Source organism: Streptomyces sp. NPDC093801 (genome assembly GCF_040701585.1).
GTDB lineage: Bacteria > Actinomycetota > Actinomycetes > Streptomycetales > Streptomycetaceae > Streptomyces.
The window spans coordinates 22,975-37,891 of sequence record NZ_JBFBDP010000038.1 but is presented as its reverse complement, the minus strand read 5'-3'; the positions used below and the strand labels follow the sequence as shown (position 1 = coordinate 37,891).

11 protein-coding genes are annotated in these 14,917 nt (G+C 76.5%); 3 read left to right on the top strand and 8 right to left on the bottom strand.

Annotated elements, in window-relative coordinates; genetic code table 11:
• Positions 1–13: 13 nt before the first annotated feature.
• Positions 14–2,080 (top strand): hypothetical protein, encoded by a 2,067-nt coding sequence (locus tag AB0469_RS33775; protein WP_366455303.1) that lies wholly within the window; start codon positions 14–16, stop codon positions 2,078–2,080.
• The gene (locus AB0469_RS33770) at positions 2,077–3,615 is read left to right on the top strand and encodes an ABC transporter substrate-binding protein (protein WP_366455302.1); all 1,539 of its coding nucleotides are present in this window, start codon (positions 2,077–2,079) and stop codon (positions 3,613–3,615) included. The genes AB0469_RS33775 and AB0469_RS33770 overlap by 4 nt, the downstream gene beginning before the upstream one ends.
• Here AB0469_RS33770 and AB0469_RS33765 read toward each other — a convergent pair.
• From AB0469_RS33765 to AB0469_RS33735, 7 genes are all read right to left on the bottom strand, one after another.
• Positions 3,599–4,522, bottom strand: coding sequence for an NAD(P)-dependent oxidoreductase (locus tag AB0469_RS33765; protein ID WP_366455301.1), 924 nt, complete (start codon positions 4,520–4,522; stop codon positions 3,599–3,601). The two genes, AB0469_RS33770 and AB0469_RS33765, sit on opposite strands and share 17 nt — an antisense overlap.
• Positions 4,519–5,649: a cytochrome P450 gene (locus AB0469_RS33760; protein ID WP_366455300.1), complete on the bottom strand. Its 1,131-nt coding sequence runs from the start codon at positions 5,647–5,649 to the stop codon at positions 4,519–4,521. Before AB0469_RS33760 ends, AB0469_RS33765 begins: the two co-directional genes overlap by 4 nt.
• Positions 5,646–6,401 carry a glycosyltransferase family 2 protein gene (locus AB0469_RS33755; RefSeq protein WP_366455299.1) on the bottom strand — a complete coding sequence of 252 codons (756 nt, stop codon included), beginning with the start codon at positions 6,399–6,401 and terminating at the stop codon, positions 5,646–5,648. The genes AB0469_RS33760 and AB0469_RS33755 overlap by 4 nt, the downstream gene beginning before the upstream one ends.
• A complete protein-coding gene (locus AB0469_RS33750; RefSeq protein ID WP_366455298.1) occupies positions 6,398–7,882 on the bottom strand; it encodes a class I adenylate-forming enzyme family protein in 1,485 nt (494 codons plus the stop codon). The genes AB0469_RS33755 and AB0469_RS33750 overlap by 4 nt, the downstream gene beginning before the upstream one ends.
• A complete protein-coding gene (locus AB0469_RS33745) occupies positions 7,882–8,631 on the bottom strand; it encodes a glycosyltransferase family 2 protein (protein ID WP_366455297.1) in 750 nt (249 codons plus the stop codon). The genes AB0469_RS33750 and AB0469_RS33745 overlap by 1 nt, the downstream gene beginning before the upstream one ends.
• Complete coding sequence (locus AB0469_RS33740; RefSeq protein ID WP_366455296.1) at positions 8,628–9,650, bottom strand: 3-oxoacyl-[acyl-carrier-protein] synthase III C-terminal domain-containing protein; 1,023 nt, start codon at positions 9,648–9,650, stop codon at positions 8,628–8,630. Before AB0469_RS33740 ends, AB0469_RS33745 begins: the two co-directional genes overlap by 4 nt.
• Before the next feature lie 137 nt (positions 9,651–9,787).
• Complete coding sequence (locus AB0469_RS33735) at positions 9,788–11,773, bottom strand: GTPase-associated protein 1-related protein (RefSeq protein ID WP_366455295.1); 1,986 nt, start codon at positions 11,771–11,773, stop codon at positions 9,788–9,790.
• Positions 11,774–12,128: 355 nt separating this feature from the next.
• Here AB0469_RS33735 and AB0469_RS33730 point away from each other — a divergent pair, with 355 nt between their 5' ends.
• Positions 12,129–14,189 (top strand): phosphocholine-specific phospholipase C, encoded by a 2,061-nt coding sequence (locus tag AB0469_RS33730; RefSeq protein ID WP_366455294.1) that lies wholly within the window; start codon positions 12,129–12,131, stop codon positions 14,187–14,189.
• On the opposite strand, the gene AB0469_RS33725 is transcribed toward AB0469_RS33730, so the two are convergent.
• Complete coding sequence (locus tag AB0469_RS33725) at positions 14,176–14,892, bottom strand: hypothetical protein (protein ID WP_366455293.1); 717 nt, start codon at positions 14,890–14,892, stop codon at positions 14,176–14,178. The two genes, AB0469_RS33730 and AB0469_RS33725, sit on opposite strands and share 14 nt — an antisense overlap.
• Positions 14,893–14,917 lie beyond the last annotated feature (25 nt).

Below are 14,917 nucleotides of genomic sequence, written 5' to 3'. Positions count from 1 at the left end.
GGTACTGAAAACCGTGGTTCCGTCCCTGGTCGGACTGGAGTCGGAAGGGCCGAAGCGATTACGCATCCCGGACGGGACGCCGCTCCTGCTCGTGTGCGGCGGCGGCCGGGGATCGGGGAAGAGCGCCCTCCTCGAAGCACTGTCCGGCCAGTACGCGCACCGCGTCCCGCAGGCGTACGCGGACCTCGGCGCGGACCGGTTCGGCCAGCCGGGACTTGCCGCACCAGCCGACGGAGAAGCGCCCAGGAACGCCTCGCACACCTCGGACCTGCTCTTCTACCTGATGGACGGGCTGAGCCAGAAACCGAGCGAATTCGGGGGGAAGCTGTCCTTCCCCCGGCTGCTCCAGGGACTGCTCGCGATCACCAGCTGGGAGCCGGTGCGCCCGTCCGAGATACCGGCGGCGCGCCAGCGCCTCGGGGAGCTCCAACGGGGGAGCCAGCCGGACCAGCAGGCGCGCAACCAGCGGGTCCTGGGCTGGATCGACGAGGTGGCCGGAGCACTGCCCGCGGTCGGCGGCATGCCCCCGGGCGTCGAGGAACTGGTCCGGCCCCTGCTGCGCATCGTCGCCACGGAACTGCTCGGGCCCCGCGCCAACAAGGACGGCCTCAAGTGGTGGGGGAGCCGACGGGTGGGCCGCCAGGGCGACGGGCTGGCCCAGCTGACCGAGCTGGCCATGACCTTCCGGGGCGAGACGGAAGACCGCGAACACGCCGAGCGCCACCTGCTGGCAGCCCTCCTCGCGGACATCGCCGACCACTACGGCCGACGTCACACGATGAACCGGGTGCCGCGCCCGTTGCTGCTCCTCGACAACGCCCACACCCCCACGGGCTCGGCGTTCCTCGACGAGCTGACGCAGGTCTGGCACGAGGAGGCCGAGGGCAAGCGGGCCCTGCGCCCGGCCGTCGTCGCCACCGTGCTGAGCCAGGACCGGCCGGTTCCGGACCTGGAGGACACCGCGCCCTCGACCCGCAACGCCCCCGGCGCCTTCTGGCGGACCGGCATTCCGGCGGCACCGGCCGGATGGCGGGCGCACCTGCCCCTCGCCCCGCTGACCCTCGACGAGGTCAAGGAGATGTTCGGGGAGGACAGACCGGCGCCCGGGACCGCCCAGGTGATCCACCGGCTCAGCGCCGGGCGGGCCGGAGCCGCCCACACCCTCGTCCAGGCCGCCCGGCTGCGCATGCGCCTCCACGACGGGGCCGCCGCCCTCGACCCGCTCGACCTGCTCGACCTGTGGACCGGCCCCGAGCCCGGTACGACCGTCAACGAGCGGATCCTCGCGACCCTGCTCCCCGGAGAAGTCGCCCGGCGGCGCCTGACGTACTACTCCCCCGCCCTCGACGGCGAGGCGGTGCACCTCCTCGCCGCCAACTACCCCCCGGGCGATCCCGGCGGCGTACCCGTCCTGGAAGCCGCGGCCGAGCTGCGGGACGGGCGCTGGGGACGCCGGCCCTGGCCCGGTACCGGCGGCCCGTTCGTCGGCGACCCCGCGTTGCGCGCGCTGCTCCTCCACCAGCTCACCACCCTCACCCAGCGGACGCCCTTCGGCGAGCAGTGGAGACACGTCCACCTGCGGCTGCGGTCCTTCTACGACCCCGACGGCCACGGCATCGCGGCCGAGCGGCCCGACACGCGGTTCCTGCACCACTCCCTCGCCCTCGGAGAGGAGGAGCCCGTCGTCCACGCCCTGCACCGCCGGTTCGCGGAGCAGGACGCACCCGACTGGCTCACCGCCCTCAACCTGGTCTGCGCCGCGCCCCGTCCCCCGCGGGTGCTTCCACCGCCACCCGCGGTCACCGCGGTCTGCCGGGCCTGCACGGCCGAGGACGACCCGGTCCACCGGGCCGTCCGGCTCCTCGTGTCCGCCCTGTGGGCGCAGTCCCCGCCCCTCATGGCACCCCGGCAGGACCTGATCGGCACCGTCAGGCTCCAGCTGCTCGCCCTGGCCATGGCCCAGAGCGGCGCCCCCACCGCGCAGAAGGTCCTCTACCGGGCCCACGAGGAGTGGCCGACGCTTCTGGCCAACTGGCGCCAGGCGCCCCACCTGCCCACCTACGGAGGGTCCGCACCATGAAGCTGTTACCCGACGGTCCGCTCTACCGGGCTCTCGTGATCTCCGTCCTCGCCCTCGCCCTGGTGGCCGGCGGCTACTACCTCTACGCCGGGGTCATCAGGGAGGACCCGTCCTGCGCCACCGGAGTCGAGCGGCGCGGACCCCGCCACGAATGCACCGGCGTCACCGACGGCCGCTACTCCTACGCCAAACCCCTCGGTCCGGTCTTCGCCCGCATCAAGGCGGAGAACGACAGCGTCGAGGGCAAGCACCCGGCCACCATCGCGCTGATGATCCCGATGACCTCCGACAACGCCGCCGAGCAGCGGGAGTTCGTCGAGCAGGTCCAGGGCGCCTACCTCGCGCAGTACCGCGCCAACCACCGGGCCAACGGCAAACAGCCGCCCATCCGGCTGCTGCTCGCCAACCCCGGCCGGAACTACGCGTACTGGCGGCCCGTCGCCGACGCCCTCGTCAAGGCCGCCGCCTCGGAGAAGGAGAACCTGAGGGCCGTCGCGGGCATCAACATCAGCCTCAGGGAAACCGCGGAGACCGTCCGCTACCTCACCCATGACAAGGGCATCCCGGTCGTCGCCGGCCCCATGACCGCAGACGACATCAAGAACGGCGCCGACAACGCCTACCCCGGCCTCGCCCGCATCGCCCCCAGCAACACCGACCAGGCGAAAGCACTCGGCTCCTACGGGGCGGACATCAAACCCGCCGAGACCATGGTCGTCGAGGACATCCGCGACGGCGACAACTACCTGTCCACCCTGCGCGAGACCTTCCAGAGACTCGCCGCGGGAGCCCCCAACGCCCCGGAGACCTTCCGCTCCCCGCCGGACTTCACCCAAGAGGGCAACCTCGCCAACGACTTCCACCAGATGGTCCCGGACATCTGCTCGTCCAACGCCACGACCATCTACTTCGCCGGCCGGCCCGTACAGCTGCGCCAGTTCCTGATCGAGCTGGGCGGCCGCAAGTGCGACAGGCACTACACGGTCGTCACCGGCTCGCACGCCTCCACCCTGACCGTCGACGAGAAGTTCGCGGACCAGTGGGACGCCCTCAAGGCGGGAGCGGGCATCACCGTCCGCTACGCGGCGCTCGCCCACCCCGACGCCTGGGGCGAGGGGAGCACCGAGGCGACCGGCGGCTCCAAGGACGCCCTCCGGGAACTCGCCTCCCTCCTCCGCGAAGCCCAGCCCGCGTCCGGTCCCTCGATCGGCCCCGGAACGCTGTCCGACGGCCGCATCATCATCACGTACGACGCGGTCACCACCGCCGTCGCGGGCATCCGCAACAACACGGTCGGCGCGGTGAAGATGCCCGGCCTCGCCGACGTCCGCGACAGCTGGCTGCGTCTGCACGGCACCAACCGGGTCGACGGCGCCAGCGGCTGGATCTGCCTCGACCAGTACGGCAACCCGCACGACAAGGCCGTGCCCATCGTCCATCTCGACCCCACCACCAAGACCGCGGTGTTCGACCGGATCGCCTGGCCGGCCGGGCACGCCCCCGACGCCAACTGCAGCATCAGCAGCGGCGGTTGACCCGGTCCTGGGCGCAGGAACCGAGGTACTGCCCCAGGGTCCGGTCCGGGGTCCAGCCCCGGGCCCGGGCCCTGGACAGGTCCAGCACCACCGGACGCGACAGCTGGTCCAGCGCGTAGCGGCTCAGGGCCGGCTCGCCGCCCGTCAGGCGGGCCGCCGCCTCCGCCGCCCGGGCCGCCGCCGCGGCCAGGGGCAGCGGGAGGTGCCGGATCCGGGCGGGGACGCCGTGGGCGCGCAGGACCGCCGCGACCGCCGCGTCCCGTCCGTACGGGGCCGCGTCCGCGATGTTGTACGCGCCCGGGGCCCAGGCCGGGGCCGCCAGGCAGGCGTCCGCCAGGTTCTCCACCGCCGTCAGGCTGAGGCGGACGTCCGGGCCCGGCAGCAGGAGCGTGCCGGCGCGGACCCGGGACAGCAGGCGCGGCACGAGCTGCGTGTCCCCCGGGCCGTAGACCGCCCTCGGCCGCAGGACCACCGCGCCCGCCGCCAGCGCCAGGGCCTCGCCCTGCGCCTTCGTGCGGCCGTAGGCGTTGAGGTGGTTCCGGCGCGGATGGTCCTCCGTCACGCGGGAGCGGTCGCGCAGCGGGTCGTAGACGCTCGCGCTGCCCACCCACACGACCGGCCGGCCCGCCGCCGCCCGCAGCAGCCGCGCCGTGCCGTCCACGTTGACGGCGCGCATCACCGCCTCCGCGCGCGAGCCCGGCGCCGGATCGCCCACCGCCGCCGCGCAGTGCACCACCACGTCCACCCCCGACAGGTCCGGCTCGGCCGACGCCGCGTCCCAGAACCGCTGCTCGCCCAGCGGCCCCGGCCTGCGCCCGAGGCAGACCACCGACGAGCCCGCCGCGGCGGCCGCCCGGGCGACATGGCCACCGCAGAAACCGCTCGCCCCCGTCACCGCGACCCTCATGCGCCCGCCCCCGCCGTCGACCCGGGGCGGACGGGGCGGCCGGCGCCCGCCCGCACCGTCAGCTCGCGCCAGCCCGGCAGGGCCGCCCCCCGGTCCACCCGGGCACGCGTCACCACCGGCCGGTACGGGGCCAGGGCCTCCAGGACGTCGGCCAGCTGCACGGTCGCCAGCCGGGCCCCCGGGCAGGCGTGCGGGCCCGCGCCGAACACCAGCCGTGCCACCGGCGGCCCGGCCGGAGCCCGGCCGTCCGGGTCACGCCGGTGCGCCCCCGCCGCGTGCCGGGCCACCAGCAGCAGCCGGTCCCCGCCGCGCACCGGGCAGCCCCCGACCACCCCGTCCGCCGCCGCCACCCGGGGCAGCACCGGCGAGGCCGCCGTCACCCGCAGCAGCTCCTCCGCCAGCCGCGGCCGCAGCTCCGCGTCCGCGGCCTGCTCCCACAGCCCGGCGTCCGCGCACCACGCCACCGCCCGCGGCAGCGCCGCCACCGTGGTGTTCACCGCCGCCACCGCGAGCATCGCGGACAGCGGGTCCCCGTCCCCCAGCAGCCCCTGGAGGCGCTCCGCCGCCCGGGCCGCCTCCGCCGCCGCGCCCGGCCTCGGCGGGCCCGGAAGGTGGTCCCGTACCGAGGCCGCCGCGGCCGCGGCGGCCGCCCGCGCCAGCTCCCGCGGGTCGGCCGCGCAGTCCAGCAGGGCGCACACCACCGCCCCGGCCAGCTCCCGCGCCAGCGCCACCACATCCACCTCCCCGCCCCGCTCCAGCGCCGCCGGCCCCCGTACCAGCAGCGGCCGCCACACCTCCCGCAGCCGCTCCACCCCGGCCGCTCCCAGCCCCTCGGCCACACCGCGCCGGCCGGTCCGGTGCCCGCCGCCCTCCTGGTCGAACAGCACGCCCCCGGCGCCGCGCAGCGCCTCCCGGGCGGCCCCGCCCGTCGTCCCCGCCGCCGTGCGGTCCAGCGGCAGCCGGGTGAGCGCCTGCCGGTACGCCTCCGCGTCGTGCACCAGCAGCGTCCCGCCGAGCCGCCGCACACCGCGCCCGCGCGTCGCGGCCAGCAGCCCGAAGAGGAGGGGGTGGCTGCGCAGGTACACACGGCGGTCCCGCCTGCGGGCCCGGGTGTGGGCAGTGGTCATCGGACGTGGACCTCCTTCGTGTCGAGGGGCCGGTAGCGCCGGTCCCAGTACCAGAGCAGGGTGCGCCGCGCACCCCAGGAGCGCAGCCGCCGCAGGCTGTTCTCCACCACCAGCCGCTCGCAGCGCACGATCCGCGCGCTGTGCTCCCGCGCCCGGTTGAGCAGGGTGACGTCCTCCGAGCCCTCCTCCAGCCGCTCGCGCGGCGCACCGCCGCAACGCAGGTACAGCTCCGCCGTGATGCCGAGGTTGTGGCCGTGGCACAGCACGTACGGGGCCCGGAAGCGCGGGTCGCGGTGCGCGGCCCGCCACCGCCCGTACAGCGCGGTCAGCCGCACCAGCGCCGGCAGCAGCCGGGCCTCGGCGAACGTCGGCCGCTCGTCGCGGCGCGGCACGCTCCGCCCGCACAGCATCTGCGCCCCCCGCCCGAACTCCGCCCGGGCGACGGCCGTCCAGTCCCGGGCGGGCAGGCAGTCCGCGTCGGTGCGCAGCAACAGGCGCGCCCCGCCGCGCACCGCGTGCCGGAACCCGGTGTCGGCCGCCGTCCCCGCCCCCGGCTCCGGCTCGTGGACCAGATCGACGGGGAACGGCGCCGAGCGCGCGAACTCCCGGACGATCCGGGCCGTGCCGTCCGTCGAGGCGTTGTCGACGACCACCAGCCGGAAGCCGGTGTCCTCCTGCGCGGCCAGCGCCGCCAGGGTCGCCCCGATCGACCCCGCCTCGTCGTACGCCGGGACCACCACCCACAGGCTCATCCCGCGCCCCTTCCCAGCCGGGCCGCCGCCAGCGCAGACACCGCCGCCCGGTCCGGTTTGCGCGAGCGCCCCGAGAGCGGGATGTCCGCGAACAGCAGGGCGTCCGGCCGGGCCGTGCCCATCGCCCGCAGCGGCTCCGACAGGGCCGCGCGCAGGGCCGGTTCGGGCACCCCGCGCTGCGGCTGCACCACCGCGACGAGCCGCTCGTCGCCGTCGCCCGCCGGCACCCCGACGAGCACGCCCAGCTCCACGCCCGGCACGTGCAGGCCCGGCTCGTACAGCCCCGGGTAGATGTTCTCGGCCCGCCGCAGCACCATGTCCTTGCAGCGGCCCTCCAGCACGATCCGCCCCGCCGCGTCCCGCCGCGCCCGGTCTCCCGTCCGCACCCACGGGTCGGGCTCCTCGCCCAGGTAGCGGTCCCTGGCCGCGGGCCCGGCCAGCAGCAGCTGCCCCCGCGCGTCCACGGCCGTGCGCACCCCGGGCAGCGGGGCGCCCACCAGGTCCCCGGCGCCGTCGAAGGCGGCCTTCTCCCGGGACTCCACCGCGGCGGCCGGGAACAGCTCGGTCAGCGCGTACACCCCCCACGCCTGCTCCGCCCCCGCCTCCCGCACCCGCCCCAGCAGGGCCGCGCTCGCCGGAGCCGAACCCGTCCACACCCGGCCCCCGAACCGGGCCCCCGCGCCGAGCGCGTCCCGCAGCTGCGGCGGCGTCAGGTACGTGTCCCGGGGCCGCAGCCGCCCCAGCTGCCGGGCCAGCGCGGCGGGGGAGCGGGCCGGCAGCGCGACCGGCGCCCCGTGCGCCAGCGAGGGCACCAGGACGAAGAAGGTCCCGCCCAGCACCGGCTCCCCCGGGGAGCCCCCGGCCTCGAACAGCCCGGACACCGTCTCCATCCCGGCGGCCAGCCCGGCCCGGCTGTGCACCACCGCGCGCGGCCGGGACGTGGTCCCGGAGGTGAACACCACCACCGCGTCCCCGTCGCCCCCGTACCCGGCCGGCACCCCGGCCCGGGGCGCCCCGAGGTCCAGTGCGGGCGCGCATCCCGGCAGCCGGGGCCCCACCGTGGCCACCGGCCCCAGCGCGGCCAGCTCCGGCAGCTCCAGCCGGGCCCGCCGGGCCAGCGGCGCCGCCCACCCCGCCACCGCCTGCGCGGCCGCGTCCGCCAGCACCAGCGCCGGCCGGGCCAGCGCCAGCCGGGCCCGCAGCACCTGCGCCCCGGCCCCGGGGTCCAGCACCGCCCCGCGCAGGCCCAGCCGCCACAGCGCCAGCAGCACCGCCAGCGCGCGCGGCCCCGGCCGTACGGCGACGCCGACGGTGTCCCCGGCCCGCAGCCCGCGCGCGTGCAGCGCGGCGGCGATTGCGTCGGCCAGCTCGGCGAGTTCACCCCGGGTGGCCCGCACCCGGGTGGCGCCGCTCCGGGCGGCGGTGAGCACGGCGGGCCGCTCGGGCCGGGCGCGCAGCGCGTGATCCAGTCGGTCCAGCATCAGCGGGGGTCGTCCGTTCCGTACGTGCCGCTGCCCTGGTCCAGGTACCAGCGGGCGGTCCCGGCGAGCCCGTAGGCGCGCAGCCGGCGGGTGGAGTTCTCCACGACCATGCCCCGGCAGCGGGAGATCCGGTCGGTGTGGCGGCGGACCGCGTTCAGGAACAGCCGGTCCGTGGGCGAGGGGCGCCGCGGCATCCCGCCCACCGCCAGGTACAGCTCCGCGGTGATCGCCATGTTGTTCCCCGCGTGCATCCGGTACGGGGCCCGGTAGCCGTGCCGCCGCGCGTGCTGCGGCCGCAGCCGCCCGAACAGCGCGGCCAGCCCCACCAGTCCGGCGAAAGCGGCCCGGCCCAGCGGCCCGTGCTCGTCGCGCCGCGCCGTGATCCGCCCGCACACCAGCCCCGGCCGCTCCAGCAGGGCGGCCCGCGCCGCACCCGTCCAGCCGGGCCCGGGCAGACAGTCGGCGTCCGTCCGGGCCAGGAGGGTCGCGCCCCGCGCGATCGCGTACCGGAATCCGGTGTCCACCGCCGACCCGACCCCCTTCTCCGGCTCCTCGACCACCTCCACCGGGAACGGCGCTCCCGCCGCGAACACCCGTGCGACGGCGCCCGTCCCGTCCGCCGAGGCGTTGTCGACGACCAGCAGGGTGAAGTCCCGGTCCCGCTGCGCGGCCAGCGCCCGCAGCGTCCCCCCGATCCGCGCCGCCTCCTCGTGCGCGGGCACCACCACCCACATCCGCGCGCCGCTCACGACTTCTCCCAGACCATCGTCATGATGCTGATCCCGCCGCCCAGCCCGACGAACAGCACCCGCTCACCGGGCTCCAGCCCGCCGAACACCCGGTCCAGCTGTACCCCGATGCTCGCGCTCGCCACGTTGCCCAGCTCGGGCACCGTGACCACCAGCTTGTCCGCCGGCACCCCGGTCAGCTCCGCGAACCGCTCCAGGTACGGCACCGTCACCTGGTGCACCAGCACCTTCGCGAACCCGTCCCAGCCCGTGCCCGCACGGTGCAGCGTCCGGTCGACGACCGCCGTGCCCACCTTCTCGAAGACCCCGCGCAGTTCGTGCCCGTCGCCCTGGAAGTAGGTGTACGCGTCCCCGCGCGGGTGCCGCGACCCGCCGCCCGGGATGCCGCCGACCTCCCAGTGCTCCGAATGCGTCTCGCTGTCCACGTCCAGGATCCCGCCGCGCTCCACCGCCTCGACGACCACGGCCGCCCCGGCGTCGCCGAAGGTGTAGCCGGCGAAGCCGCGGCGGAACTCCGCGAAGTCGGCCGGGTCCTTGCGCACCGCCCGGCTCGGGGTCTCCCCGGTGACCACGAGCGCCCGCCGGGCCCGGCCGGCGAGGACCATGCTCCGGGCGAGGTCGATGCCGTTGACGAAGCTGTTGCAGGCGTTGGTGACGTCGACGGCGTGCGCCCGCGAACCGAGTTCCGCCTGCACGATGTGCGCGGTGGCGGGCTCCACCACGTCCCGCGAGGCGGAGGCGAACACCAGCAGGTCGATGTCGAGCGGGTCCAGCCCGGCGGCGTCCAGCGCCCGGCGGGCCGCGCCCGCCGCCAGCGTCGAGGCGTACACCCCCTCGGCCGCGACCCGCCGCGAGACGATCCCGGTGGCCTGCGCCAGGATCCGGGCGGGCAGCGCGATGCCGCTGCGCCGGGTGACCTCCCGCTGGAGGTCGTCGGAGGACAGCGCGTCCTCGGGCAACAGGCTGCCGACGGCGGTAATGCCGACGCGCGGCCGCGGATCACAAGGCTGTATGGGCATGCGTCCACGATGGCAACGCGGTGGGCGGCCGGGCCTGAGTACGGGTGCTCAGATCCCCTGCGGGCGTGCTGAGTAGGGGATCGGTACGACGGCTCAGGTACGGGGCGCCCGTCCGGCCCCGGCGGGGCGGCGCCGGGTCAGTCCGCCGCCGCGGGCGGCTCCCCGCGGCGCCCGGGGCCGGTGAGGCGCCCGCGCAGGCGGGCGAGGCGTCCGGGGCGCGGCCGGTCGTGGGGGGCCTGCGGCGGCGGCCCGTCCCCGGGGCCGGTGCCGCAGGCCCCCGGAAGCGGCCCGGGGGTCCGGTCGGGGTCGTGCGGAGGCCACCCGGTCCGGTCGGAGTCCTGCGGCGGCGGTCCGGTCCGGTCGGGGCCGGTGTCGTCGGCCTCCGGCGACCGCCGTGCGGGGAGCTCCTGCCGTGCCTCCGCCGCGGGCGCGTCCGCGCGCTCCAGGAGACGCTCCCGGAGCTCCGCCGGCAGCTCCTCCCCGAAGTGGCGCAGGACCTCCGCCGCCAGTTCCGGGGCCTCCGGGTCCGCGGCCGGGGCCTCGACGGCCGTGCGGGCCAGGAGCTCCCAGGTGCCCGCCCGGCGGTGGACCGGGGCGCCCGTCGTGGCCAGGAGCAGGCGGGCCTCCACCGGGGTCGGGGCGCCCTCGTCCCACACCAGCCGCATCCCCGTCCGCAGGACCAGCGGCTCCGCGTACGGGGAGACCCCGGCCTCCCGCAGGAGGGCGTCCAGCGCCACCACCCGGTCGCCAGCGGGCCGCCCCGGGGCGCACATCCGCAGGTGCGGCAGCGCCTCCGCCGCCCCCAGCCGCAGCGCGGTCCGCGCGAACAGCCGCGCACCGGCGGGCGGATCGCCCGCCGCGAGGGAGTCCAGTCGGTCGAGTACGAGGGCCCGCAGCGCCGGCAGCTCGGCCAGCGCCGCCCGCACCTCCTCCCCGTACGCCCCCTCAGGATCCGTGAACAGGGCCCACGCCAGCTTCCGCGCCGCCTGGGGGAGCAGCCCGGCGGTGTCCGCGCCGAGGGCGGTGGCGGACACCAGCAGCAGCGCCGGCACCGCCGGATCGCCCTCGGGGTCGGCCAGGACCGCCCGCAGCTCCGGTTCCAGCTCCGCCGCGAGCGCGCCCCGCGCCCCCGTGTCCAGCGCGGCCAGGAGCCGCTCCGACGCCGCCGCCTCCGCGGCCCCGCGCGGCTCCCCGCCCGGCCGGAGCAGCACCCCGGCGAGCGCGCGCAGCCGTACGCCGTCCCACGCGTCCCCGTGCCCGGCGGCCCACTCGGCCGCCGCCGCCCGGGCGGCCGAACCCAGCGGGACCCCGGCGGCCAGCGCGAGCGCGGCCAGCGGGCCCGCCCCGTACGGCTCCCCGGGAAGCCGGCGCACCTGCGCGAACAGCTCCGCCCGCCCGGCCGACCACACCGCGGCGGCCGTCCGCGCCCACAGCGCGGCCGGGCCCCGGGGTGCCTCCGGGGCCGGCCCGCGCCCGGCCTCGTACACCCGGTGGCGCCGGCCCCCGCCGGCCACCGCGCCGGCGTCCTGCGGCAGGGCGCCGACCAGCTGCTGCGGGGCCTCCAGCGGGTGCCGCGCGCAGGTGGTGAAGCTCAGCCGCCGGCCGCGCGCGTGCGGCAGCACCCCGCACGCCAGCATGACCCACCGGGCCACGTCCGCGCCGTCCGCCTCCACCAGGACGATCCGCGGCGCGCCGGGCTCCTCGGCGGTCCGCCGCACGTCGTCGAAGAACGCGGCGAGCCACGGCCCCCGGGCGGCCACGAACTCCGCCATCGCGGCCCCGTCGTAGGGCCCCGGCGCGGGTATCCGGTCGAGCGCCGGCGGCGGACCGTCCTGCGGGGTCCGCTCCTGCCACTGCGCCGAACCCCAGGCGGTGATCGGCAGGGCGCCCCCGGCCTCCTCGGGCAGGTGGACGGCGTGCGCGTGGAACCCGGACCCGGTGCGCACCGAACGGGCCAGCAGCCGGCCGCCGTCCGGGAGCAGGCTCAGGCTCAGCACCCCGGAGCCCGGCGGCGGCCCGTCGGCGAGGAGCGGCTCCGCCGCACGCAGCAGCGCCCCGGACACCCCGGGCGTCACCGCGGCGAAGCCGGGCCCGCCGTCGTAGTGGAACTGCGGAAGGCTCACGCGTCCCCCTCCGCCCCGGCCGCCCCCGTCACTGACGTACCGTCAGGGTCTGTTGCGAGGCGTCCTCTTGCCCGTACCGTCGTTCCCCGCACCGTGTTCCGCACCGCTTCCCGACCCGCTCCGCCGCCCGGGCGCACGGCATGCCCGGCCCCGTTCCCCGCCATGCCCCGTTCCCCCCGTGCCGTGTGTGGGAGGTCATTCCACCAGATGTGCGAGCAGTTCGGGAGTTCCGCCCCCGGCGGCTTCCGTTCGCCCGCTGTACGGCCCCGCGTCAGACGGGGATCTCCGTCCGGTACCCCGGGCCCGCTGTCCTTGGGGCGCCCGTCTCCCCCCTCACCCCCAGAGGTCGTCCACCATGGCTGAACTGAACCGACGCAGGTTCCTGCAGATCGCGGGCGGCACCGCCGCCGCCGCGATGCTGAACGAGAGCATCGCCCGCGCCGCCTCCATACCGGCGCAGGGCAGCACCGGAACCATCCGGGACATCGAGCACATCGTCGTCCTCATGCAGGAGAACCGGTCCTTCGACCAGTACTTCGGCTCCATGAAGGGCGTCCGCGGGTTCGGGGACCCGCGGCCGGTGCTCCAGGACAACGGGAAGTCGGTCTTCTACCAGTCCAACGGCACGAAGGACGTCCTGCCCTTCCACCCGCAGGTCAACGACCTCGGCATGCAGTTCGTCGAGGGCCTCAACCACGACTGGGCCGGCGGCCACCAGGCGTACAACAACGGCAAGTACGACAAGTGGGTGCCCGCCAAGACGACCACGACGATGGCGTACATGACGCGGAACGACATCCCGTTCCACTACGCCCTCGCCGACGCCTTCACCGTGTGCGACGCCTACCACTGCTCCTTCATCGGCGCCACCGACCCCAACCGCTACTACATGTGGACGGGCCACACCGGCAACGACGGCACCGGCGGCGGCCCCGTCCTCGGCAACCAGGAGGCCGGCTACGGCTGGAAGACCTATCCCGAGCGCCTGGAGGCCGCGGGCGTCTCCTGGAAGATCTACCAGGACATCGGCGACGGACTGAACGCCGCCGGCGGCTGGGGCTGGATCGGCGACGCCTTCCGCGGCAACTACGGCGACAACTCCCTGCTGTACTTCAACAACTACCGCAACGCCCAGCCCGGCGACGCCCTGTACGAGAAGGCGCGCACCGGGACCAACGCCAAGGCGGGCGAGGGCTACTTCGACAAGCTGCGCGCGGACGTCGTGAACGGCACCCTGCCGCAGGTCTCCTGGATCGCCGCCCCCGAGGCCTTCAGCGAGCACCCGAACTGGCCGGTCAACTTCGGCGCCTGGTACATCTCTCAGGTCCTGGACGCGCTGACCGCGAACCCGGCGGTGTGGGCGAAGACGGCGTTCTTCATCACCTACGACGAGAACGACGGCTTCTTCGACCACGTCGTGCCCCCGTACCCGCCGGCCTCCTCCGCCTGGGGCCTGTCCACGGCCGACGTCACCCGCGACCTGTACGCCGGTGGCGGCGGCTACGCGGCCGGCCCGTACGGCCTCGGCCCGCGCGTCCCGATGATCGTGGTCTCCCCGTGGAGCAAGGGCGGCTACGTCTGCTCCGAGACCTTCGACCACACCTCGGTGATCCGTTTCATGGAGAAGCGCTTCGGCGTGCAGGAGCCCAACATCTCGCCCTGGCGCCGGGCCGTCTGCGGCGACCTGACCTCGGCGTTCGACTTCACCCAGGCCGACGCGACCCCCGCGTCCCTGCCCTCCACCAGCGCCTACGTCCCGGCGGACCACAACGCGCACCCCTCCTACCACCCGGTCCCGCCGGCGACCGGCACCCTGCCCAGGCAGGAGGCCGGCTCCAAGCCCACCCGCGCCCTGGGCTACAGCCCGTACGTGGACGGCGCGCGCACCACCTCCACCGGCAAGTTCACGCTCACCTTCTCCTCCGGACCGAAGCTCGGCGCCCACTTCCACAGCACCTCCGGCAACCGGACGGACGGCCCCTGGCCCTACACGGTCGAGGCCGGCAAGACCCTCTCGGACACCTGGAGCACCAGCAGCTCCACCGGCAATACGATCGACCTCACGGTCTGGGGCCCCAACGGCTTCCTGCGCACCTGGAAGGGCCCGGCGAAGAAGGCCGGCCCCGAGGTCACGGCCCGCCACGTGGACGCCACCGGCAACCTGGCCCTGACCCTGACCAACGGCGGCTCGGCCGCGGTGAACCTCACGGTCACCCACGCCTACGGCGGCGCCGCCCAGACCTTCAAGGTCAACCCGGGCGCCACGGTCCCCTGCACCGTCGACCTGCGCGCCTCGGGCCGCTGGTACGACCTGACGGTGGTCTCGGACGCGGACGGCACCTTCCTGCGCCGCTTCGCCGGCCACGTGGAGACGGGCGCCCCCGGCGTCTCGGACCCGGCGATCAAGACCGTCTGATCCGGTCGTCCGGCGTGCGCAGCAGCCGCCGCTCCAGGACCGGCAGGTCCGCGGGGCGGTGGCTGCGGGCGTGCCGCAGCAGCAGGTCGCGGGCGGTGTCGGGGACGCGGCGGCGCTTGGGGTGGCGGGTGGTGAACTCCTCGCTCGCGAAGAAGCGCACCGCCCCCTCCAGCCCGGCCCGGTCCGTCCCCCGTACCGCCCAGGCCAGTTCCTCCGTGGACACCCCGGCCAGCAGCCGCCGGGGGCCCCGCTCGGCGAGCAGCCGTGCCGCGTCGCGGGGCTCCGCGCGCGCGGCGCCGAGCCAGCCGAACAGCACCGCGTACGGCACCCCGCGCGGCGGTCCCGGCTCCTCCTCGCCCCCGGCCAGCGCCCGGGCGTACGCCCGCAGCGCCTGCGGCGCCGCCGCGGCCCACCGCTCCCGGTGCCGGGCCGGGATCCCGTCGGGGGACAGCGGGTCGAGCAGCCGGTTCGACTCGGGGGTGGGGTGCGCGGTCCCGTCGTCGTCCCCGCAGGCGCAGAAGACGACGCCCTCGGCGGCCGCGGCGGCCGCCCTCCGGCGCCCGATCCGGCGGACGGCCCGGACCTCGCGGATCTCGGCGGGGTCGGCGATCTCGTAGCGCGCGGGGTGGTGGGGGTGCCGGGCCCCGTCGGGCCGCGAGAACTCCCCCATGACCAGCGGCTTGCGGGGCGGTGTGGGCTGCACGGTGTGATCGTAGGCGCGGTGGGCA

Coding starts and splice junctions, on each gene's coding strand:
- AB0469_RS33770 (WP_366455302.1), top strand. CDS start 2,077: ATGAAGCTGTTACCCGACGGTCCGCTCTACCGGGCTCTCGTGATCTCC.
- AB0469_RS33765 (WP_366455301.1), bottom strand. CDS start 4,522: ATGAGGGTCGCGGTGACGGGGGCGAGCGGTTTCTGCGGTGGCCATGTC.
- AB0469_RS33760 (WP_366455300.1), bottom strand. CDS start 5,649: ATGACCACTGCCCACACCCGGGCCCGCAGGCGGGACCGCCGTGTGTAC.
- AB0469_RS33755 (WP_366455299.1), bottom strand. CDS start 6,401: ATGAGCCTGTGGGTGGTGGTCCCGGCGTACGACGAGGCGGGGTCGATC.
- AB0469_RS33750 (WP_366455298.1), bottom strand. CDS start 7,882: ATGCTGGACCGACTGGATCACGCGCTGCGCGCCCGGCCCGAGCGGCCC.
- AB0469_RS33740 (WP_366455296.1), bottom strand. CDS start 9,650: ATGCCCATACAGCCTTGTGATCCGCGGCCGCGCGTCGGCATTACCGCC.
- AB0469_RS33730 (WP_366455294.1), top strand. CDS start 12,129: ATGGCTGAACTGAACCGACGCAGGTTCCTGCAGATCGCGGGCGGCACC.